26 protein-coding genes and 1 pseudogene are annotated in these 22,729 nt (G+C 35.1%); 25 read left to right on the top strand and 2 right to left on the bottom strand.

Features of this window, described 5'->3' with window-relative positions:
- Positions 1 to 94: 94 nt before the first annotated feature.
- The 18 genes and pseudogenes from EM808_RS19145 (at position 95) to EM808_RS19060 (ending at position 16,342) form a co-directional block, all read left to right on the top strand.
- Positions 95 to 2,092 carry a heavy metal translocating P-type ATPase gene (locus tag EM808_RS19145; protein ID WP_205685883.1) on the top strand — a complete coding sequence of 666 codons (1,998 nt, stop codon included), beginning with the start codon at positions 95 to 97 and terminating at the stop codon, positions 2,090 to 2,092.
- A gap of 175 nt (positions 2,093 to 2,267) precedes the next feature.
- On the top strand, positions 2,268 to 2,606 hold the full coding sequence (locus tag EM808_RS19140) for an ArsR/SmtB family transcription factor (protein WP_127739812.1): 339 nt from the start codon (positions 2,268 to 2,270) through the stop codon (positions 2,604 to 2,606).
- Positions 2,607 to 2,791: 185 nt separating this feature from the next.
- The gene (locus EM808_RS19135) at positions 2,792 to 5,026 is read left to right on the top strand and encodes a heavy metal translocating P-type ATPase (RefSeq protein ID WP_127739811.1); all 2,235 of its coding nucleotides are present in this window, start codon (positions 2,792 to 2,794) and stop codon (positions 5,024 to 5,026) included.
- Between the two features lie 169 nt (positions 5,027 to 5,195).
- Positions 5,196 to 5,396, top strand: a complete 201-nt coding sequence (locus EM808_RS29810; protein WP_127740024.1) for a MerR family DNA-binding protein — start codon at positions 5,196 to 5,198, stop codon at positions 5,394 to 5,396.
- A gap of 108 nt (positions 5,397 to 5,504) precedes the next feature.
- Positions 5,505 to 5,774 carry a glutaredoxin gene (locus EM808_RS19125; protein WP_127739810.1) on the top strand — a complete coding sequence of 90 codons (270 nt, stop codon included), beginning with the start codon at positions 5,505 to 5,507 and terminating at the stop codon, positions 5,772 to 5,774.
- Positions 5,775 to 5,899: 125 nt separating this feature from the next.
- Positions 5,900 to 6,587 (top strand): annotated as a pseudogene (locus tag EM808_RS19120) (hypothetical protein); the annotation flags it as partial.
- Between the two features lie 247 nt (positions 6,588 to 6,834).
- Positions 6,835 to 7,539, top strand: coding sequence for a response regulator transcription factor (locus tag EM808_RS19115; RefSeq protein ID WP_127739809.1), 705 nt, complete (start codon positions 6,835 to 6,837; stop codon positions 7,537 to 7,539).
- Positions 7,518 to 8,957, top strand: a complete 1,440-nt coding sequence (locus EM808_RS19110; protein WP_127739808.1) for a HAMP domain-containing sensor histidine kinase — start codon at positions 7,518 to 7,520, stop codon at positions 8,955 to 8,957. The genes EM808_RS19115 and EM808_RS19110 overlap by 22 nt, the downstream gene beginning before the upstream one ends.
- Positions 8,954 to 9,160: a hypothetical protein gene (locus EM808_RS19105; RefSeq protein WP_127739807.1), complete on the top strand. Its 207-nt coding sequence runs from the start codon at positions 8,954 to 8,956 to the stop codon at positions 9,158 to 9,160. The genes EM808_RS19110 and EM808_RS19105 overlap by 4 nt, the downstream gene beginning before the upstream one ends.
- Positions 9,161 to 10,342 (top strand): F510_1955 family glycosylhydrolase, encoded by a 1,182-nt coding sequence (locus EM808_RS19100; protein WP_127739806.1) that lies wholly within the window; start codon positions 9,161 to 9,163, stop codon positions 10,340 to 10,342. It begins immediately after the preceding gene.
- 81 nt (positions 10,343 to 10,423) lie between these two features.
- On the top strand, positions 10,424 to 10,552 hold the full coding sequence (locus tag EM808_RS29195; RefSeq protein WP_328040387.1) for an SHOCT domain-containing protein: 129 nt from the start codon (positions 10,424 to 10,426) through the stop codon (positions 10,550 to 10,552).
- Between the two features lie 98 nt (positions 10,553 to 10,650).
- Positions 10,651 to 10,977, top strand: a complete 327-nt coding sequence (locus EM808_RS19090) for a hypothetical protein (protein ID WP_127739805.1) — start codon at positions 10,651 to 10,653, stop codon at positions 10,975 to 10,977.
- A gap of 18 nt (positions 10,978 to 10,995) precedes the next feature.
- A complete protein-coding gene (locus EM808_RS19085; RefSeq protein ID WP_127739804.1) occupies positions 10,996 to 11,148 on the top strand; it encodes an SHOCT domain-containing protein in 153 nt (50 codons plus the stop codon).
- 271 nt (positions 11,149 to 11,419) lie between these two features.
- Positions 11,420 to 11,650, top strand: a complete 231-nt coding sequence (locus EM808_RS19080) for a DUF2933 domain-containing protein (RefSeq protein WP_127739803.1) — start codon at positions 11,420 to 11,422, stop codon at positions 11,648 to 11,650.
- Positions 11,651 to 11,854: 204 nt separating this feature from the next.
- The gene (locus EM808_RS19075) at positions 11,855 to 12,115 is read left to right on the top strand and encodes an SHOCT domain-containing protein (RefSeq protein WP_235856654.1); all 261 of its coding nucleotides are present in this window, start codon (positions 11,855 to 11,857) and stop codon (positions 12,113 to 12,115) included.
- A 521-nt stretch (positions 12,116 to 12,636) separates the two neighbouring features.
- Entirely contained in the window at positions 12,637 to 12,840 is a 204-nt protein-coding gene (locus EM808_RS28955) for a MerR family transcriptional regulator (protein ID WP_127739802.1), read from the top strand.
- A gap of 404 nt (positions 12,841 to 13,244) precedes the next feature.
- On the top strand, positions 13,245 to 13,565 hold the full coding sequence (locus EM808_RS19065) for an ArsR/SmtB family transcription factor (protein WP_127739801.1): 321 nt from the start codon (positions 13,245 to 13,247) through the stop codon (positions 13,563 to 13,565).
- A gap of 206 nt (positions 13,566 to 13,771) precedes the next feature.
- The gene (locus EM808_RS19060) at positions 13,772 to 16,342 is read left to right on the top strand and encodes a heavy metal translocating P-type ATPase (RefSeq protein WP_127740020.1); all 2,571 of its coding nucleotides are present in this window, start codon (positions 13,772 to 13,774) and stop codon (positions 16,340 to 16,342) included.
- A 44-nt stretch (positions 16,343 to 16,386) separates the two neighbouring features.
- Here EM808_RS19060 and EM808_RS19055 read toward each other — a convergent pair whose 3' ends face one another.
- On the bottom strand, positions 16,387 to 17,112 hold the full coding sequence (locus EM808_RS19055) for a YwmB family TATA-box binding protein (protein WP_127739800.1): 726 nt from the start codon (positions 17,110 to 17,112) through the stop codon (positions 16,387 to 16,389).
- Positions 17,113 to 17,404: 292 nt separating this feature from the next.
- Between EM808_RS19055 and EM808_RS19050 the strand changes: the two genes are divergently transcribed.
- Genes EM808_RS19050 through EM808_RS28660 form a run of 3 tightly spaced genes read left to right on the top strand, consistent with a single transcriptional unit; the run spans position 17,405 to position 20,095 of the window.
- On the top strand, positions 17,405 to 17,773 hold the full coding sequence (locus EM808_RS19050) for an ArsR/SmtB family transcription factor (protein ID WP_127739799.1): 369 nt from the start codon (positions 17,405 to 17,407) through the stop codon (positions 17,771 to 17,773).
- Positions 17,766 to 19,895, top strand: a complete 2,130-nt coding sequence (locus EM808_RS19045; protein ID WP_127739798.1) for a heavy metal translocating P-type ATPase — start codon at positions 17,766 to 17,768, stop codon at positions 19,893 to 19,895. Before EM808_RS19050 ends, EM808_RS19045 begins: the two co-directional genes overlap by 8 nt.
- Positions 19,896 to 19,930: 35 nt before the next feature.
- Entirely contained in the window at positions 19,931 to 20,095 is a 165-nt protein-coding gene (locus tag EM808_RS28660; protein ID WP_164849713.1) for an SE1832 family protein, read from the top strand.
- Between the two features lie 181 nt (positions 20,096 to 20,276).
- On the opposite strand, the gene EM808_RS19040 is transcribed toward EM808_RS28660, so the two are convergent.
- On the bottom strand, positions 20,277 to 20,672 hold the full coding sequence (locus EM808_RS19040) for a DUF3888 domain-containing protein (RefSeq protein ID WP_127739797.1): 396 nt from the start codon (positions 20,670 to 20,672) through the stop codon (positions 20,277 to 20,279).
- Positions 20,673 to 21,072: 400 nt separating this feature from the next.
- Here EM808_RS19040 and EM808_RS19035 point away from each other — a divergent pair, with 400 nt between their 5' ends.
- The 4 genes from EM808_RS19035 (at position 21,073) to EM808_RS19020 (ending at position 22,689) form a co-directional block, all read left to right on the top strand.
- Positions 21,073 to 21,333, top strand: a complete 261-nt coding sequence (locus EM808_RS19035; RefSeq protein WP_127740018.1) for a metal-sensitive transcriptional regulator — start codon at positions 21,073 to 21,075, stop codon at positions 21,331 to 21,333.
- 159 nt (positions 21,334 to 21,492) lie between these two features.
- Positions 21,493 to 21,972, top strand: coding sequence for a DsrE/DsrF/DrsH-like family protein (locus tag EM808_RS19030; protein ID WP_127739796.1), 480 nt, complete (start codon positions 21,493 to 21,495; stop codon positions 21,970 to 21,972).
- A gap of 39 nt (positions 21,973 to 22,011) precedes the next feature.
- Positions 22,012 to 22,374 carry a rhodanese-like domain-containing protein gene (locus tag EM808_RS19025; protein ID WP_127739795.1) on the top strand — a complete coding sequence of 121 codons (363 nt, stop codon included), beginning with the start codon at positions 22,012 to 22,014 and terminating at the stop codon, positions 22,372 to 22,374.
- 18 nt (positions 22,375 to 22,392) lie between these two features.
- Entirely contained in the window at positions 22,393 to 22,689 is a 297-nt protein-coding gene (locus EM808_RS19020) for a rhodanese-like domain-containing protein (RefSeq protein WP_127739794.1), read from the top strand.
- Positions 22,690 to 22,729: the final 40 nt, after the last annotated feature.

Here is a 22,729-nt window from a genome sequence, read left to right as displayed (position 1 = left end):
TAAAGCCTATTATATTTTAAAGAAATTGTTTCAATATCTCATATTTAAGGAAATACTACACTGAATAACGAACCAGCCAATGGAGGTAATTAGTTTGGAGAATAAAAAGCAGAAAGATTCAATTCATAAAGGAGAAAACCATGAAAATAATCACCATCACGGAGGAATCTTTGGAGGTAATACAGAACTTATTTTTTCATTACTATGTGGTGCCTTATTAGGAATTGGTTATCTTATAAGTATAACGAAAGATAATGTCAGTTTAATATCCATTACTTTGTATGTTATAGCGTATTTTTTTGGCGGATTTTTTACGATTAAAGAAGCTATTTCATCTATAAAAAAAGGAAAATTTGAAATAGACTTTCTAATGATCTTGGCAGCAATTGGGGCAGCTTTTCTAGGTGAGTGGGCTGAAGGTGCATTGTTACTGTTTTTGTTTAGTGCAGGACATGCACTAGAACATTTTGCGATGAATAGAGCACGTAATTCAATATCTGCCCTTGCTGATATTGCCCCTAGAACAGCTATTGTACGAATTGGAAAAGATCAAAAAGAAGTGCCTATAGAGGATTTGACAGTCGGGGATATTGTAATTGTAAAGCCAAATAGCAAAATATCAGCTGATGGAGTTGTCGTGAAAGGTAAGAGTAGTGTTAATCAAGCTCCAATAACGGGTGAGAGCATGCCTGTTGATAAAATTCCTATAAGTAATCCAGATAATATATCGGAGAAAAATCTACCTTCTGAAAGTAGAGTGTTTTCTGGAACGATTAATGGTACTGATACTTTAGAAGTTAAGGTATTAAAAGAAGCTAACGATTCGACTTTAAGTCGTTTAATAAAATTAGTGAAAGAAACGGAATCACAGAAATCGCCTACTCAATTATTTACTGATCGTTTTGAGAAGTATTTTGTCCCAGCTATACTTATATTGGTGTTTTTACTTCTTTTTGCTTTTCTTGTTTTAGATGAAACATTTAGTGAAAGCTTTTATCGGGCAATGGCAGTTTTGGTTGCAGCAAGCCCTTGCGCATTAGCTATTTCTACGCCAAGTGCTGTATTAAGTGGAGTAGCAAGAGCTGCTCGTGGAGGTGTATTAATAAAAGGTGGGTTACCTCTTGAAAATTTAGGAGAATTAAAAGCAATAGCCTTTGATAAAACAGGAACATTGACGGAGGGTAAACCAAAACTAAATAAAATCGTAACTGTTAATAATGTTAGTGAGGAAGAGTTATTATTAACTACTATTGCGGTAGAGAAATTAAGTGATCATCCACTAGCAGCCGCCATAGTAAAAGGTGGAGTAGAGAAACTCGGAAATAGACCAATAGAAGAAGCAGATAGTTTAAAAGCCGTTACGGGAAGAGGTGTTACGGCACAGTTAAATAATGAAACCATTTATATTGGAAATAGAAGTTTATTTGAGGAGCACCTCTCCATTAGTTTACCCGATGATTTATCAAACAGTTTAAATGAATTGGAGTCAAATGGAAATACTGCGATGATAGTAAAAAAAGAAGAAATGTTTCTGGGTATTATTGGACTGATGGATACTCCAAAAGAAGAGGCTGAATCTGTTATTAAAAGTTTGCGGAAGTACGGAATAAAACGAATGATAATGATTACAGGTGATAATCAACGAGTAGCGGATAGTATTGCGAAATTAATCGGAATTAAAGAGGCTTGGGGAGGACTACTACCTGAAGATAAGGTTAAAGCAATAAATGATCTTAAAGAAACTGAAAAGAAGGTTGCTATGGTAGGGGATGGTGTTAATGATGCTCCTGCTATGGCAAAAAGTTCTGTTGGTATTGCAATGGGTGCTGCAGGGTCAGATGTTGCGTTAGAAACAGCAGATATCGCCTTGATGGCAGATAATTTAAATGATTTACCTTTCGCAATAAATCTAAGTAGGAAAAGTAAATCCATAATAAAGCAAAATTTATGGATAAGTTTAGGCGTTACTGCTTTCCTGATACCTGCAACTTTATTTGGTTTTACTGGAATTGGGTTAGCTGTTTTAATACATGAGGGATCCACAATACTTGTTGTTTTTAATGCATTAAGACTTTTAGCTTTAAAAAAATAATTTTCTGTATACCACAACTAATATTTAAATACGGGAAGGTAAAGTAGTTTAGATTAATGTGTAATATATCCCATTAGAATTATAGTAAACAGTTGCTTTTTTTAGTAAATAAAAAAGGGGAATTATATATTTATGCTATAATAGAGAAATTAGAACTAAATAAGGGGATTACATAATGGGATCTTTACATGAAAAAAATGAGGGGAATACAAAACAATATAAAAATCAACTGGATGAGGAAACATTATTTATAGTGTCTCAAACGTTTAAGGCTCTTTCTGAACCAACACGGATAAAAATATTGCATTTGTTAGCAGAAAGACCGCACTCTGTAAATGAAATAGCAGAAAGGTTGGAGATGTTACAATCAACTGTTTCTCATCAATTAAGTTTTCTGAAAAATTTGAGGCTTGTTAAATATAAAAGAGAAGGAACTACTATGATTTATTCGTGTGATGATGCGCATGTAATGGGTGTATTAGAACAAATGATTGATCATGCACAACACCATTAATAAGAAGATTATTTAGAAAGAATATGGGGTAAAAGGATGGTGGAGTTTATACCATCCTTTTTTATTCTTAAAAGTTGATAACCATTGACACTTGTTTTGGATAGTATATAATACATATATGGTTATATGAATATTTGGTCATATATAAGTTTTTCGAACGCTTGTAGAAAGGGGAAAGAGTATTTATGGAAGAAGTCAGACAACAGTTAAAAAAGGAATTTTTATTAGAGGGTCTTGACTGTGCTAACTGTGCAATGAAAATTGAAAGAGGAGTTTCGTCTATAAATGGTGTAAAGGATTGTAATGTGAATTTTGCTACACAGACAATATCCTTGCGATACGAAAGTAACGAAGAAGAAAGTATATTATTAAATACAAAGAAAACAATTAATCGTTTAGAGCCACATGTTAAGTTAGTTGAAAAACAAAGTGGGAGAAAGAATACTAAACTCATAAGCCATGGTCATGCTCATAGCCATAATCATGACCATTCCCACAATGATGCAAATGACCATAATCATGGCCATTCCCATTCCCATTCCCATGAGCATGGAAGTAATGATATCAAAAAAATGATTAGTCGTTTATTCTTAGGTGGACTAATTTTTGGTTTAGGGATTTTTGCGCCAATAACAGGAATGACCGAATTGATGGTGTTCTTACTTGCATATGTTATAGTTGGTGGCGATATTGTATTAAGAGCAATAAAAAATATAACAAGAGGGCAGGTCTTCGATGAGCATTTCCTTATGGCTATTGCTACAATCGGTGCTTTTGCTATTCAGGAGTATCCAGAAGGTGTAGCCGTAATGCTATTTTATCAGGTCGGTGAGCTATTCCAATCAATTGCAGTTAATCGTTCTAGAAAATCAATCAGCAGTTTAATGGATATTCGACCAGACTTTGCCAATCTTCAAGTTGGATTAGATGTCAAAAAAGTATCACCCGAAGATGTTGAAATTGGCGATATTATTGTAATTAAACCTGGAGAAAAGGTTCCATTAGATGGTGTTATATTAGAAGGAACTTCGAGCGTTGACACATCTGCATTAACAGGGGAATCAGTGCCACGTGATGTAACTGTGGGAAGTGATATATTAAGTGGTTTTATTAACAAAAATGGTCTTCTGACGGTAGAAGTAAAAAAAGAATTTGGAGAATCAACTGTTTCTAAAATTTTAGAATTAGTACAAAATGCTAGCAATAGAAAAGCTAAAACGGAGAACTTTATCACTAAATTCGCTCGTTACTATACACCAGTTGTTGTAATTATTGCATTACTGTTAGCTATTGTTCCACCCTTACTTTTTAGTGGAGCTACCTTCTCAGACTGGGTATATAGAGCCCTTATCTTTTTAGTTATTTCCTGTCCTTGTGCTTTAGTTGTTTCTATTCCTTTAGGCTTTTTCGGTGGAATTGGAGCAGCCTCTAAAAAAGGAATATTAGTAAAAGGTAGTAACTATTTGGAAGCACTTAATGATGTTAAGTATGTCGTATTTGATAAAACAGGAACCCTTACAAAAGGTGTATTTGAAGTAGACTCGGTTTATCCTGTTAATGGATACTCAGAGGAAGAAATAATTAAGTTTGCTGCTTATGCTGAAACACACTCCAATCATCCAATTGCTGACTCAATTAGAAAGGCATTTGGAGATAAGATAAAAGAAGAATTAATTCAAGACTATAATGAAATAGCTGGTCATGGTATTTCTATAGTGGTGGACGGAAAAGAAATACTAGCTGGAAACGATAAGCTTATGCAAAAAGAAAAGGTTGATTTTTATCGGAATAACGAAATTGGTACGATTGTTTATGTTGCATACGATAAACAATTCGTAGGTTCCATTGCAATTTCAGACCAAATAAAAGCGGACTCCTATAGCGCGATACAAACACTAAAAAGAATAGGCATCAAGAAGACCGTAATGTTAACAGGGGATTCTAAAGTGGTTGGAAAAAGGGTAGGAGAATTACTTGAGGTAGATGAGGTTCATGCAGAGTTACTTCCGCAAAATAAAGTAGAAGAAATAGAGAAATTAGATGCTTCTAAGAATGCTAAAGACAAAATTTTGTTTGTTGGAGACGGTATTAATGATACTCCAGTATTAGCTAGAGCAGATGTAGGAATGGCTATGGGGGGGTTAGGTTCAGATGCAGCAATTGAAGCGGCTGATATTGTTATTATGACAGATGAACCTTCTAAAATAGCCACGGCAATCTCACTTGCTAAGCGGACTAGACGTATTGTATGGCAAAACATTATTTTCGCATTAGGAGTAAAGGCAATCTTTCTATTGTTAGGGGCTTTTGGTATTGCAACAATGTGGGAAGCCGTATTTTCTGATGTAGGAGTTACACTTATCGCAGTATTGAATGCTATGAGAATACTAAAAGTAACAAATGATGAACCTTTTTCTTAAATCTTTATAATTAGTTAAAAACAGCATCATTATCTTAGTAACTAAGCTGATAATGATGCTGTTTTTTATGCAATTACCTTTAGGAATATAAACTAATTGTTGAATTTCACCTAAAAAATAATTAGGAGAGTCATATGCAAAATATTACTATTGTACTTGTGGGCTTAGTATTAATTACCCTAATAATATTTTTAAGGAAGTTATTCAAGATATTGAGTTTATTAAGCGAGCTCAGGATTTAGGTTTTACTCTTGAAGAATTTAAAGATTTACTAGCCGCATCAAACGGGGATGAAGAATTTCATTCAGAGGAAATGCTCAACTTTGCATCGTGTAAAATTAAAGAGGCTGAAAAAAAATTTGTGATTTAAACGACATAAAATCTTGTTAGAGGGTTTGGTTGATAAATGCCCTGGTTCTGGAGTACCGAAAGCTCAGTATCCAATTATGAAAATTTTATTAGAATTAGTGAATTAGTTATGGCTAAAAGATTAATCGAAGTATTTACGGCAGGTTGTAGTGTGTGTGAAGATGCTGTGCGGCAAGTAAAAGATTTAGCTTGTGATAATTGTGAGGTTGTAGTTTATGATCTGAACAAAAAATGCGACACACTTGAATGGGAAGAAAAAGCAAAAGCCTATGGCGTAAAATCCGTTCCTGCCGTTGCAATTAATAAGAAATTAGTGGATTACTGTATGAACAACAGTATTGATATTGAAACTTTAAAAGCTGCCGGATTAGGTAAATAAACAGCTAATTGCAAGGGTAAACATCATTTCACCCTTGTAATAGCATTGTTATGTTTACAAAATCGGGTGTTTAAATCAGCTATTGTGGATGATGGAAATGATACGAACAAAAGGAGTAAATAACCATGAATTCAGCTGTTTCAAAGAAAGGAACGATTATTTCTTATATGATTGCGATTACATTCATTATTGCAATGATTACGGATTCGGTGATGTTAAACGATCATGAGATTATTTTGCCGGAAGTTGCGGCAATGGCTATTGCCATGTGGGTATACCGAGAAGCCGGATGGATCAGACAACCATCCAAGATTTTTCTTGCTCCGTCCATCACTGCTGCGTTAGGCATCGCGGTGAATCAATTAGACATTGCTTATTTAGGAAAAGTCATCCTTACCGTGGTACTCATGATGCTCTTTTTGCGTATCATTCAATCGAACTTGGCACCGTCTATTGCAACGGGCTTGCTACCGTTGGTGATGAATGCTAGCGAATGGACATTTATTATATCAATTTTAACTCTAACGCTCATATTGATGCTTGGGGTTCTCGCTCGTATTCTTAGTACTGAATTTTGTATGGATCGGCTTAACTTGGCTGGTTACCCACAACACGCAGTTATCCCGCCTATTCTGTTGTTGTGTACGAGTCACTTCAGAAACCGATGTACAACGGAAAAATAGCTTTTAAACAAGTACTTGTGTTGACATTATCTGCGACTGTCGGAACGCAGTTGTATTTTGCTATTGATTCGATATTGGTAATCTGTTAGATATAATTTTGAAGCTAATTCTTTTGCGTATTGTTGGCATACTCACCTTAACGGTGTCAACTATCATTATGGTATTCCCCTAATTAATTAAATGACAAAGGAAAGATATACGGATTTAATGAGCAAACTCCCCATACTTCGCATCTTCATAATTCCAACACATTTTACTAATTCTTTCTACAAACTTACCTTTTATAATAGATATAATAGATCAAGGAGGATTCAGACCGGGTAAAATGGATTCAAATAGGGAAAATAAAGATAAAAACGCAGGATTGAGGGATTCTTATGAATAAATTGCAGGTACTTGTGATAGATGATGAATGGAATGTACGGAATCTCCTTCGTATTTATCTCGCCAAGAATGGTTTTGAGGTAATGGAAGCTAAAAATGGGTACGAGGGAGTCCGATTGGCTGAACAGCAATCTTTTGATCTTATTATTTTGGACGTCATGATGCCTGATATGGATGGATGGGAAGTGTGTAAGAAAATTCGCGAAACGAAAGATACACCTATCTTGATGTTAACCGCTCGCACAGACACAAAAGATAAGGTAAAGGGATTAACTATGGGGGCAGATGACTACTTAGTAAAGCCCTTTGATTCAGACGAATTGATAGCTCGTGTGTTTGCCCTTCTTAGAAGATCAAGCATCTCTCAAACAACAACCGTCTCAAGAGTCATTACTAATTTAGACCTGACGATTGATCCGGAGGGTAGACAAGTGTTGGTTCGAGAACAGCCTATAGATCTAACCCCTAAAGAGTTTGAATTGCTGTTTGTGTTAGCTGAAAATCCTCGTCGGGCTTTTGAACGCGAGAACCTGTTGGAGAAAGTCTGGGGAGGCGACTATTTTGGAGATTTTCGCACAGTAGATACTCATGTGAAAAATATACGAGAAAAAGTAAGAAAAGCAGAATTATCCTTTAACCCTATTCAAACGGTATGGGGAGTTGGATATAAGTTTCAATGGACAGACGAGCGAAAATGATCTGGAACCGTATTGTCATTAAACTAGGCGGAACCATCCTTTTGCTTTTTCTAATGGTGTTACTTCCCCTCGGATTTGTCATCGATCGAGCCTTTTCAGGGTTTTACTATCAAGAAGTTCGAGCAGAGATTGAGGATTTGTCTTCGCGTTATGCCGAATCGATCGCAGCATCCAACAATCCACAAACTCCATACATGTTGGAAATGATGTCGGAATTTTCAAAGATCAAGTTATATATCGTTGACGCTCAGGGGACTATCATTGTTACTTCAGGTGTACCTAGTTCAGTGCAAGGTACCTTGATACCAGACGAAGAGGTTCAAACCCTATTACAAGGAAAATCTGTTGAAAAGGAATTTATAGAACCCCTAGACAACCAAAGGTACCTAGTTTCAGGGACACCTATTATTTCTAAAGACCAATTTAATGGTGGGGTTTATGTAGTATCCTCTGTTAATGTGATTGACGAGTCTCTAGAAAAAATACGAAGTATGTTATGGTTATCGGGAATGGGCGCTTTCTTTCTTGCGCTTGCTTTCACGTATATCCTTTCAAAAAAGTTATCAGACCCCTTAATTCAAATGGAAAAAGCCACTCGAAAGATAGCCAAAGGGGATTTAAAAACTCGTGTCACTCCACCATCGAAAGACGAGATGGGCTCGTTAGCCCAAGCGATTAACGATTTGGCACTCGACCTACAAAAGTATCGTGAATCCCGGAGTGAGTTTTTTTCGAACATTTCTCATGAGTTAAGAACGCCAATGACGAGTATAGAGGGCTACGCAAAAGTATTAAAGGAGAAGTTGTATGATTCAGAAGAAGAAAAAGAGCAATACCTCGATATCATTCATCAGGAATCCATCCGTTTGACAAGGATAATTGGAGACCTGTTTGAACTTTCCAAAATTGAAGAGGGAAAGATTGGCTTCCACTTTGAATGGATCGATTTATCGGAAGTGCTGAATAGTGCTATTCAAAAAACAAAATGGAGAGCCCAAGAAAAAGGATTGGACATGCGAGCTTATATCCAACCTGACCTGCCATTTGTCTATTGTGATGGTCATCGTATGGCGCAGGTTTTTATGAACTTGCTGGACAATGCTATCCGTTACACAGAACAAGGGACGATTTCAGCGAAAATGACGAAAGAGAATGATGTCGTGAAGATTTCTGTGGAAGATACAGGCATTGGAATTCCTGAGGACGAACTAACCTATATTTTTGAACGATTTTATCGGGTTGAAAAATCTCGTTCGCGTGAATTTGGGGGAACAGGATTAGGCCTGGCGATTGTCAAAAACCTGGTGGAGCAACAAGGAGGGTCTATCCGAGCGTTTAGTGAGGTAGGAAAAGGAACTCGCTTTGAGATCAAGTTCTTGATTTCACCTGATATAAAAAAAGAGGAGGAAGAGGAATGAAAAGGTTGGACTGGATTATTGCTTTGTTCTTGGTAGTCATTGGATTAACTTGTTTGACCATGTCCGCAACATGGATGATGGATACCGGATCCATTCGATCCTATTTCACAAATTTCCTCCAAATTTGCCTTTGGATAGGCATACCAATCCTTATCGTAGGAGTCATTTATTACGTAATGAAAAGGAAGAGGAGAGATTCATAAATGCGAGAGTTCAAATCACTTATTTATCCAATCAGTGTAGGTTTAGTCTTAATACCCAGTACAGTCTTCGCCCATGGCGGGGCGGAGGAAACGCAATCAGGATTACCAATGAGCACCTTTGGATTGCTGGCAATGGGCCTATTATTGATCTTGTTCATTGCTTTCTATATGGTGGTAAAAAAGAAAGTACAGGGTCTAAAAAATGTAAAGAAAAAAGAGGATCGAATCAAACGACAACGGTTAGAGAAGAACCTACAACTAATAAATTGGGGATGGATATTATCCCTGATAGGAGTTTTGATTACTGGTAGCCTATCCGTTATGGGAGACAAATTGACTGTAGGCAAAGGAACATACCTGGAACATATACACGGTTTAGGATATTCCACGGATGGAAAACAAATGATCATTCCTGCGCATGATGGATTAAAAACGTATTCAGAAGGGCACTGGGGTAGTGCTGAAGGAGAAAAACATGATTACATGGGCTTTTCTTCTGTAGATGATGGTTTTTACAGTAGTGGGCATCCTGCTTCTGGGTCAGATAAGAAGAATCCTTTTGGAATTGTCAAAAGTACAGATGAAGGAAAAACCTTTGAAACGTTAGACCTCTATGAGGAAATAGACTTTCATATGATGGGTGTTGGGTATAAATCACATGCAATATACGTGATAAACCCGCAACCCAATTCAAGAATGGATTATACGGGTCTTTACTATTCAACCGATGAGACCAAAAAGTGGACAAAAAGTGCCATGAAAGGAATAAGTGAGGAACCGACTGCATTAGCTGTCCATCCTTCAAACGAGACTGTACTGGCGATTGGAACCCAAAGTGGGGTATATCTCTCTAAAGACTATGGACAAAACTTTGAAAAAGTTTTTTCAAAAGGTCAAGCTACATCACTGTACTTCAAAACAAATGGAACCCTATTTGTTGGAGGTTATGATAAACAAGCTTATCTGGTAGAGTTGAATGTTGAAAATAATCTGTCGGAAGAAATCAACATTCCTGACATAAAGGAAGAAGATGCTATTGCCTATATTTCTGGGAATCCAGTAAACGGGAAGGAAATGGCATTCGCCACGTTTAAAAAAGATGTATATGTTTCATATGATAAAGCGACCCAATGGATCAAAGTGGCTGATCAAGGGAAAGGAATTGACGAAAAAAATCATTAAAGGGAGGGATGGAGTTATGATGTTATATTCCTCCATATTTGTGCTTCTAATTGGTGGATTGGATTCTTAATTTATGGACTGATGTCTTTAATCATGAAGGTCTTTACGAAAAAGAAAAACCCAGCGTTTCACCTACTGAGGGAGAGATTTGCCAAAGGTGAAATATCAGAGGAAGAATTTAAACAGAAGAGTGCATTCCTCCATAAATAGAAAAGAAAAAGTACTTCATATATTCTTCAAATAATCAACAAGATATAAACAAACCTATTGTTTATACTAAAACTATCAAGAGACAAGGAGGAAACAAGATGAAAAAAAAGAAGATAACATTCACAGTTTTGGGCCTTACATTAGCTGCCGTCTTGGCTATAGGAAATACAACATTTGCTGAAAAAATAAATAATAATGATAGTCAAATGATGAACAGTGACAGCATGTCAAACATGATGAATGATGAAAATATGTCAGGCATGATGAAGGATTCAAATATGGGCAATATGATGGAGGCCATGGACTCTTCTGAAGGAAAAGAGATGATGGAAAGTTGCAACAAATTCATGGAATCATCTCAAAATAAAGAAGGTCAATCTGATTCAAAAGATAATAGCTTAAAACCTAAGGAAACATCATTATAAGGAAAGGTGGAATTGGTTATGTGCTGTGGACCAACAAATAAAAAGAAACATACGACAAAAAGTGAACCGGTAGGAAACGTAAGTCCTCTTGATCAGCTGAAAATTCGTTTAGCTCGAGGAGAAATCTCCTTTGAGGAGTACGAAAAAGTGAAAGGTGAATTAGTAAAATAAAACGGAAAACGGACCAGTCAGAGTTAGAAACTGGTCCGTTTTCTTTTATTAAATTCTGAATCAATTACAGATTGACTTTTAACGCAATGTTAAAGGGAATTTTGTATTTTAATCAATTTATAAATGGAAAAATGAATCGAAATCTAATGTGGGAAAGTCTTAAATTCAAAAGATGTAAAAATAAACTACTTGATTTCTCCTTCATTTATACAAAGTTTCAACACATTTTTTGTTTATACTCTTGTCATAACGAGAAAAAGGAGTGAACGACATGACATTGGTACAGATTTTAATCCTTCTTTTATGCCCTTTGATGATGCTGTTCTGTATGAAAGGTATGTTTAGTGGGAATAAAGATAAAATTAAAAATTCAGACCATCAGCAAGTTTCACAGACAGAATTACAATCACTTCATATTAAAATGGCAGATTTGATTGAACAAAACCATAATCTTACGAAGGAGATTCATTCTTTAAAAGAGCAAAAGAACCATACGCCGTGATCAAGGAATTTCCTAGAAACAAGGTCTCAATGTAATGAGAAACGAAACGTATTATATAAAAAACTAGTTGTGAGCATATATACAAGTTGATACAACAGTAGGTATAGCAATTGTAATAAATCTTCATTTGATATAAGTCAAGCACGTAGTCTATACTGTTTTACGCGGTTATTAGAAAAGTAATCTAGATAGGAGCTGAAGATTATGATGGATGGAATGATGGATGGAATGATGGGAGGAATAATGAGTGGTAATTCTATGATGGGAATGTGTCTCATGATGGGCATTGGATTATTTCTCTTGATTATTCTGATTGGAGTGACCATTTATATGGTCGTTCGCCAGTTGATGAAAAAAAGTAGCGTGACAGACCGTCCATTGTTATTATTAAAAGAGCGATATGTCAAAGGTGAAATAAACGAAGAAGAATATCAGCTGAAACGAAAAGTATTAAATGAAAAGTAAACATTCAATCTTAAGGTTATTTCTAAATAATGACAAGTGATTCTAAAACAATGTTACCTCCTTTAATTTGTTGATAGAGATACAACCTGATTTATGACAATGAATAGCTTAAGTTCATGAAGAGTTAGGGAAGCAGCCTAACTCTTTTCCCTTTTTCTAAATTTTTTCTAAGGGATGATAATTCCCTTTTATTAAATCATCAATCACAGGGAACCTTATATAAAATGACAGAAAATCTGGAGGATTACTGAATGGATGAGTTGTTCTATCTATTAGCTTAAATTGTAGGTATCGGAGGTATTTAAATCATTTGGAGGAACGAAAAGGTAAACAAACCAGTGGCTGTTGAAAAAACGAAAGTCAAAAAAGATAGTAGGTTGTATCACGCATGATGAATAAATTGGATGATTGTGAAAATGAAAATCTAATTTTTTCAAACGATCATAAAAAAATGTTTAAAAACCTATTGACTCTGTAGCAAGGTACGGGCTTTATACTAATAATGAAAGGAGAGGAATGATGTGACAGGTCTAACGATCCGTCAAGTCGCGAATGCGGAGAAAGTGAACCTTGAAACGGTGCGTTATTACGAAAAAAGAGGGTTAATAGTAGAACCTCCAAGAACAGAATCTGGATACAGACGATTTCCAGACGAAGCTATCGAACGCATTTCATTTATCAAAAGAGCTCAAGAACTTGGATTTACCTTAGAAGAAATTAAATAGCTTTTGGATGTCGACAAGAAAGTGATGCTATAAAGGTAAAAGAATTTACAGCATAAAAGATTCAGGAGATTGAATCAAAAATTCATGATCTTGTGAACATGAAAGAGACATTAGAACAGTTATCAGAGCTATGTGAAGGTTCAGGATCTTCCATGAATCAATGCCCTATTATTAAAGCGTTTAGCGAAGGAGCATAGAGGAAACAATAGAATGAACCCTATATTGTTTCATAAAATAAAGTGTGGTCTGGAGATAGAGACATCTCCAGACTTTTTTAATTGGCTAGTTTTATTTAAGAATTTATTTCTCACATTAAAAAACAGTAATTTATTGACACACATATTAGTGAAAGTTAATATGATGGTATTAGACATATTAGAAACAACTAATACGAGGGGGTAATTATGCAAAATAGCACTTTGGATATGAAGGTCAAACTAATTCATGGTTTTTCGAATAAAACTCGAATTCAGATTCTAGAATGTCTGAAAAATGAGGAGAAAACTGTATCACAAATTGTCGAGCAGATAAAAGGAAATCAATCGAATATTTCTCAACATTTAGCCTGTTTAAAGGGTTGTGGCATTATCGTTGGAAGAAATGAAGGCAAATATTGCTTTTATAGTCTGAGAAACCAATATATTCGTGATTTATTAGATATGTTTGATGTAGTTCTAAATGATGTTCAGAATGACGTTATTTGTTGTGAAAATCATATGGAGTGAGGTGAATAATAGTGCCTGAAAAATGCTGTGGTTCAAATAATGAAAATAAAGATAATAAACTAATTACCACAACAAATTGTTGTTCAAACGAAACGAAAAAAACAGAAGAAACTTCTGAAGTGATTTTAGTTGAAAGCAACTGTTGCAGTAATTCCAAAGAGACAGACGAAAGTACATGTTGCAGTTCAAGTTCCTCGAAAGAAGAAATGAAAGAAATAAGCTCAAGTTGCTGTTCGACCAATAAAAAGAAACCATCGAATACATCTGAGCTATTTAATGTGATACCGGTGGCAAGTAGCTGCTGCAACAGTACTAAAGAGCCGGAGAAGGACTCATGTTGCAGTAATGACTCAGCGGAAAAAGTAAGTGATTGCTGTGCTTCTCAAGTTAGTAAGTCTGAAGAAAAGGCTAGCTCTTGTTGTAGTACTACAATTGAAGTCGAAGAAAATATAATGGAAACTAATGCTGGAGAAAGGCAAGATTTCCTTGTTACTGGAATGGATTGCCCTGCTTGTGCCAAGACCATTGAAAAAGGATTAGGATCATTACCAGGTATCGAGATGGTAAAAGTAAATTACAGTACGGCAAAAATGCAGGTATCCGCTGCTAATTCGTCTGCTTTCATTCCTATTGAAAAGGAAATAAAGAAACTTGGATATTCGGCTGAAGTGCTGCAACAAAACAAAAATTTACGAACTTATGATATCGTGGGAATGGACTGTGGTAGCTGTGCCAAAAGCATTGAAAACCACTTTAATAAAAACCCTTCTGTTAAAGAGGTAAGTGTTAATTTCTCTACAGGAAAAATGAAAATAGAACATACCAATAGTGTAGACGAAATAATCTCAGAAGTGGATAAAATTGGGTATAGTGCTAGTTTGAAATCAAATAAGAAATCAACGGTGGAACAACCGAAAAGTAAAAAAGAAAACTGGATTATTATCTCTTCGGGACTTCTTATCGTTTTAGGTTTTTTACTATCTTATTTATCCGTTCCTTCGTTTGTATCCACTATTCTATACGCTGGTGCTATCGTAATTAGCGGTTATAAGCCAGTGAAAAGTGCGTTTTATGCCATTAAGAGCCGATCCCTTGATATGAACGTGCTAATGTCAGCGGCCGCAATTGGAGCTGCTTTAATTGGAGAATGGTTGGAAGGTGCCACAGTAGTCTGGTTGTTCGCTATCGGTAATTACCTGCAAACAAAGTCCATTGAAAGAACTAGAAATTCTATTCGAAGTTTAATGGATTTATCTCCATCGGAGGCTTGGGTTAAGATTGGAAATGACTTAATCAAAAAGCCTGTTGAGGAGATTTCGGTTGGTACTACTATCGTTATAAAACCTGGTGACCGAATTGCTTTGGATGGCGATGTTGTTCAGGGTGAATCCAGTGTAAACCAAGCACCTATAACGGGAGAATCTATACCAGTAGATAAAGCTATAGGTGATTCTGTATACGCTGGTACAATAAATGAACATAGCTTATTAGAAATAAAAGTAACGAAGTTGGCGGAAGATACGACTATCTCTAAAATCATCCATTTAGTAGAAGAAGCACAAGAACAAAAAGCACCAACAGAAGCATTTGTGGACAAATTTGCAAGTATCTACACACCTATCGTATTTATAGCTGCTTTGGCTGTTATTGTTATTCCTCCATTGATTGGATTTGGAACATGGGGAGAATGGTTCTATAAAGGGCTTGAGTTATTAGTGGTTGCTTGTCCATGTGCCCTAGTTATCTCCACTCCTGTTGCGATTGTATCTGCCATAGGCAATGCTGCTAGAAATGGTGTCCTAATAAAAGGTGGTACTTTCTTAGAAGCTGCTGGGGCCATCAATGCAATTGCTTTTGATAAAACGGGTACGCTGACAGAAGGGAAACCAAAAGTATCAGACATTAAAACCTTTAGCGGTTCTGAAGAAGAATTGCTATCCATAGCTCTAACTTTGGAAGAATATTCTACTCATCCTATTGCTAAAGCAATTGTAGATCATGTAAGAGAACTAGGGAAGCCAGCTAAAGATGGAGCAGAATACAAAAACATTGTAGGAAAAGGTGTGCAAGCTACCATCACTGGAGAAATATACTATGCAGGAAACCTGAAACTGTTTAAAGGCATGAGCATCCCATTAGGTACGGTTGAAGCGTATGTAAATGAAGTGCAAAATAATGGGAAGACAGTAGTTATCATAGGGACAAAAACCGATATTCTGGGAGTTATTTCGGTTGCTGATACTATACGTGAAAACTCTGCCGTTGCGTTAAAATCACTATTATCTAGTGGTATCAAGCAAACGGTTATGTTAACAGGAGATAATGAAGGAACAGCTAAATTGATTGCTTCTAAGGCGAATGTAAATCGATATTTTGCTAACTTACTTCCTGAAGATAAAGTCGATGCGGTAAAGAAATTGCAAGAAGAAGGATACAAAGTAGCAATGGTTGGTGACGGCATAAATGATGCACCAGCTTTGGCAACGGCTGATTTAGGAATCGCAATGGGTGGGGCTGGTACAGATACTGCCATGGAAACAGCAGATATTGTGTTAATGGCAGATAATTTAGAGAAACTGCCACATACCATTAAATTAAGTAAAAAAGCTTTAAGCATTATAAAGCAAAACATTTGGTTCTCTATCCTCATAAAAGTTATTGCTTTAGTATTGATTTTCCCAGGGTGGTTAACACTTTGGATGGCAGTATTAAGTGATACAGGAGCAGCCCTAATTGTAATTTTAAATGCATTACGGTTACTTCGCATAAAAGGTTGAACAACAAACGAGATGTCTATGGACCGACATCTCGTTTTGTCTTGTTAATACTCTGATGTAATTATAGGGGTACCAATAGTTACCTTCACCTTATTCGCAGGTTCACTAGTCTCTCTGTATGCGATATGCAGGTTCATATATTGATTATCTCCAAGAGGAAGTTTATTTTCCCAATGCTTCGTGTATGCGGATAGGGAAACAAAGTTATTTTCATTAAGGCTTTGTACTTCTTCTCCAGAAAAATCAGCTAGTAATTGGGATGCTTCTGTATACAAGGAATTTTCTATATTTGCTGTTCCTTGAATGGTATAAAACGTAGAGTAATTATCGATTTTATTTTTATACATATTGAAAATTGCAGGCCATTTACTTTCATTCCACTTTCCCTTTATATCATAAGTAATACTTAAATTATATTTACCGTTTTGAGAATAAATTATGATTAATACTTTCTCTGCTATTCCTAAACTGGCAGATTCTTTTTTTCCTTCAATTTTATAATAATCTTTCTCAGCTTTTTTAGGGGACCACGTATATTCTTTTTCGTTCTTCAAAAAAACTGATACTGACTTATCAAGGTCCCTCATTGTAGAAAAATGTTGAATTGGTTCTTTTATATACATAGACCAAGTATTTATTGAAACACCATTTTGATTGGCGATTTTTGTTATTTGACTTAATTCATTCTCTTCATAAAAAGCTTTAGCTTCCTTAGTTGTAATAGTTACTAATAGTAAAAAAATGCATAACATTAATATTATTTTTTTCATTTTTCAACTCTCCCTTATGAATAAGGATAACCAAAGCCTGGATTATTTATACTAGATTAATATTCTTTAAATAATAGCTAGTTTCCATAGCGAGGGATTAATGTAGGAAGATTTATCAACAAATACAAAGTACTGAAGGGTTATTGTGTACATAATAACTGTGAGATGAACTTATTTTATTTTTAAGGTCAGGTGAAATAGGTAAAAACATTCAAATAAACATTTGAATATAATTGTTCGAATGTGGTATATTATAATCAAATGAATATTTGAATGAACATGGGGTGTTGTAATGAAGAAGAAAGATACTTGTGAAATTTATTGTTACGACGAAGAAAAAGTTACTCGAATACAAAGCGATATAGAAAAAGTCAACATTGGTAATTTATCTCAAATGTTTAAACTAATTGCTGATGAAAATAGAGCAAAAATAACCTATGCCTTGTGTCAAGTCGATGAATTATGCGTTTGTGATGTAGCAAATATTATTGGATCATCCGTTGCAAATGCCTCCCATCATTTAAGAACTCTCCATAAGCAAGGTTTTGTAAAGTATAGAAAAGAAGGGAAACTGGCTTTTTATTCTTTAGAGGATGAGTATATTCGACAGATATTAATGATTGCATTAAAGCGTAATAAAGAGGTGATGGTAAATGTCTGAAAAAGGATTAAATTTAACCGAAGAAGAGATGAAAACATATCGTGTTCAAGGATTTACTTGTACAAATTGTGCAGCTATTTTTGAGAATAATGTAAAAGAACTTCCTGGGGTTCAAGATGCAAAAGTGAACTTTGGAGCATCCAAGGTCTACGTAAAAGGAAATACAACCATCGAGGAATTAGAGAAAGCAGGAGCTTTTGAAAATCTAAAAATTCGAGGCGATAAAGAACAAAAGGTTGAGCGTGAACCATTTTGGAAGCAAAAAGAAAATATTAAAGTATATATATCTGCTATATTACTCGTGATTAGTTGGTTTTTAGGTGAGCAATATGGGGAAAATCATATCCTTCCAATGATTGGGTATGGAGCATCTATTTTAATTGGTGGTTATACACTATTTGTAAAAGGACTTAAAAATCTTAGTCGATTAAAATTTGATATGAATACGCTAATGACTATTGCTATTATTGGAGCTGCAATCATTGGCGAATGGGGCGAAGGTGCAACTGTTGTTATCTTGTTTGCAATCAGCGAGGCATTGGAGCGTTATTCAATGGAGAAAGCACGACAGTCCATTGAATCTCTTATGGATATTGCACCAAAAGAAGCGTTAATACGTAGGGGTAACGAAGAACTAATGATTTCTGTTGATGATATTCAAGTGGGAGACATAATGATTGTTAAGCCCGGTCAAAAATTAGCAATGGATGGATTAGTGATTAAAGGAACTTCTACACTTAATCAAGCAGCCATCACAGGTGAAAGTGTTCCTGTTACGAAAACAGTGGATGATGAGGTCTTTGCTGGAACACTAAATGAAGAAGGGCTACTAGAAGTAAAAGTAACGAAGCGAGTAGAAGATACAACTTTATCCAAAATAATTCATCTTGTTGAGGAAGCACAAGCAGAGCGTGCACCTTCCCAAGCATTTGTTGATAAATTTGCTAAATACTATACACCAGCTATAGTGATTTTAGCTTTATTAATCGCTGTTGTTCCTCCGTTATTTGGTGGAGATTGGAGTGAATGGATTTATCAAGGATTAGCAGTATTAGTTGTTGGTTGTCCTTGTGCCTTAGTCGTTTCAACTCCGGTTTCTATAGTTACAGCCATTGGAAACGCAGCTAAGAATGGCGTTTTAATTAAGGGTGGTATTCACTTAGAAGAAACAGGCCATATAAAAGCAATTGCTTTTGATAAAACTGGAACATTAACAAGGGGAGTTCCTTCCGTAACAGATATCGTGACTATTAATGGTAATGAGGATGAGTTGTTAAAGGTAACAGCAGCGATCGAAAAAGGGTCTCAACATCCACTTGCATCAGCCATTATAAGAAAAGCAGAAGAAAAAGGATTAAATTTTAATGCTTTAATAGTGGAAGAGTTTCAATCGATTACTGGTAAAGGTGTAAAAGCGAAGATAAGTAATGAATTATACTTTGTCGGCAGTCCTAATCTATTTGAGGAATTACATGGTAAGACTGAAAATACAATTAAAGAAAATATCACTCATATGCAAAATGAAGGTAAAACAGTGATGGTTTTAGGAACAGAAAAGGAAATTCTTTCTTTAATTGCAGTAGCTGATGAAATAAGAGACACATCGAAAGCAGTTATTACTAAATTAAACAACATAGGTATTAAAACAGTAATGTTAACTGGTGATAATCAAAGAACAGCAATAGCAATTGGAAAGCAAGTCGGTGTGTTGGATATTAAAGCTGATTTACTTCCTGAAGATAAACTCAATTTTATTAAAGAACTTCGAGCTAAACATCAAAGTGTCGCAATGGTCGGTGATGGTGTGAACGATGCTCCAGCACTTGCAGCGTCTTCAGTTGGTGTTGCAATGGGTGGAGCTGGAACAGATACAGCATTAGAAACTGCAGATATTGCTTTAATGTCAGATGATTTAAGTAAACTTCCCTATACGATTAAATTAAGCCGTAAAGCGCTAACTATTATTAAGCAAAACATTTCATTTTCTTTAGCGATTAAATTATTAGCATTAGTATTAGTGATGCCGGGTTGGTTAACTTTGTGGATTGCAATCTTTGCTGATATGGGGGCAACACTAATTGTCACACTTAACAGTTTGCGTTTATTAAAAATTAAAGAATAATTAACTAATATTTAGAGGGAGAAGGCAGGTAGAAAGTGAATAAAAAAGATATTGAATATAAAATCATGGATTTAAAGGACGAAAAGTTACAGGTTCAAGATAATCCAGAAAAATTGGAATATGTAAAAGGAAACATAACTCCCTTAGAAAAAAGGCTTTCTGAAATTGAAGAGGAAATAAAATCTTTTAATCAATATTAAGGTGAAATTTGAACAATACGTTGATATAAGCTGATAGTAGATTTTTTAATTACGCTATGTTAAAGGTAATGGTTGATTAAACGGTCTCCTGAATTTCTATTTTCATATTACAACAACTAAAAAATCTAAAAAAACGGATACAATTAAACTGTATCCGTTTTTTAATTACTAAAATGTTTTATTAGAATTTAGATGTTTCATTTGACTTTAATGTTCTGCTTTTGATATCTATTGCTTGCCATTCTATAGAATTTTTATTACTAAAAGTGATGGTAACTAAGTCAAATGGGGGGTTGTGGGCACCTTCAAACGTTGTTACTTGAACTGTAATATTAAAGTAACTGTAAGTTTTTTGTTCTTCCTTTTGTTTTATTTGGATAATCTTAGGAAAATAATATTGCTTTGGTTCGCCGAAATGTCTTTCGAGTGCTTTGTAGATGGATGGATAGAGCAAATCGAGAATCACATCATCACGCAACTGTACATCGTTTTTAGTTACTGTTTCTGCTTGAACTGGAGAATAAGAGGAAAGAGTTAGAAAAGTCATTAATAGTAATAGCTTTCTTTTATAAGTCATAATAACCCCCACTTATTTTTACTTTATTTTCCCCATACCGATGTCTAAAATTCAAAGGTAATAAAGACCAACTAACTTAAGCAGGACAGTTATTAGAATTTTATACGAAATCAACCAAAAACTTTAACATACCTTTTTAGATGAAAGTCGGGACCCTCAATCCAAAAGACCTAAACAGATTGATAAAAGGGTATGAAGTCGTTTCTTAAAGGTTTGTAATATCCTTTTGGGACTGTTATGCTAATTTGCTGTCTTTTTGTATACTAAAAAATTATAGTTGACTATATACCTTAGGGGGTATAATATAAATCTTGTTAGCGAAAATATAAATCATAAAAGAAAATGAAATAATAAAAAATTACCTAGTTACCATTCACAAAAAAAAGGAGGAAAAAAAGTGGTGGATTACAATGATCAAATGAAAAATAGAATTAAACGGATTGAAGGGCAGCTAAGAGGAATTTTGAAAATGATGGAAGAGAATAAGGACTGCAAAGAAGTTATTACTCAACTATCTGCATCAAGAACCGCCCTGGATCGAACAATTGGTTTGATTGTTAGTGCAAACTTAGTAGAATGTGTTCGGGAAGCTGATAAAAATGGGGAAAACACAGAGGAGATAGTAAAAGAGGCTGTAAACCTACTTGTAAAAAGCCGATAAGAAAAGGGTTGACACCTTCTCTTATTTTAAACAATTAAATACCCCATTGGGTATTTTGGTTTTAAGAAATAAGTACTAAGGCTTTGGATTGAAAAAATGGAATTTTTTTTAATATAAACATACCCATACTGGTATTGGTTTAAAAATAGGAGGTACATCATGGTGGAACAGAAAAAAACAACAATTGTCTTATTTAGTGGAGATTATGATAAAACAATGGCTGCTTATATTATTGCAAATGGGGCAGCAGCTTATGATCATGAAGTAACCATTTTCCACACATTTTGGGGTTTAAATGCCCTACGTAAGAATGAGGATATTACGGTCAAAAAAGGGATTATGGAAAGAGTATTTGGCAAAATGATGCCTAGAGGTGCAGATAAAATGGGGCTTTCTAAAATGAACTTTGCTGGACTTGGTCCTAAGATGATTAAGGATATTATGAAAAAACATAACGCAATACCACTGCCACAGTTAATTGAAATGGCACTCGAACAAGACATAAAACTTGTGGCTTGTACAATGACAATGGATTTGTTAGGGCTAAAAGAGGAAGAGCTATTAGATAACATTGAATATGCTGGAGTTGCAGCTTATTTAGCGGATGCTGAGAAAGGGAATGTTAATCTATTTATATAAACGGAAATATCAGTCCCCTAACAAATAGGAGGTACCAGAATGGCATATATAAATTATCTGGTTATTGCTTTATTACTATTTTTCATTGTAAAGAGGTTCTTACCGATTAAGGGTGTTAACAATATTACCACAAATGAATTAAGAAAAGATTTAACTAACAAGAACAAGCAGTTTATTGATGTCCGGACAATCGGAGAGTTTAAAGGAAATCATATCAGAGGTTTTAAAAATATACCACTTGATCAACTTGCTCAAAAAGCTGAGAGCGAACTTACAAAGGAAAAAGAAGTAATTGTAATTTGCCAAAGTGGGATGAGAAGTCAGCGAGCAAGTAAAATCCTGAAAAAATTAGGATTTAGAAATGTAACGAACGTAAAAGGCGGCATGAGTGCGTGGTTTTAATAGTAGGAGGGCTAAATAATGAAACAAATAACGGTAATAGAAGTAGAAACTTTATTAAATAAAGGAAAGAACTTGAATATTATTGATGTTCGAGAAGCGGATGAGATTGCTGCAGGAAAAATACCAAGTGCTGTTAATATTCCATTAAGTTTAGTTGAATTTCGCATGCATGAATTAGATAAATCAAAAGAGTATATTATGGTGTGCCGTTCTGGAGCAAGAAGTGGTCGTGCCACACAAATCCTTGAAGATTATGGATTTAATGTGATAAATATGACTGGTGGAATGCTTGCTTGGGAAGGAAAAGTAGAATAAATTTTTTTGAAATCAATAATACCCATAAGGGTATATGGGT

Source organism: Niallia taxi, from assembly GCF_004005475.1.
GTDB lineage: Bacteria > Bacillota > Bacilli > Bacillales > Cytobacillaceae > Niallia > Niallia taxi.
This window is presented reverse-complemented; position numbering and strand designations above follow the sequence as displayed.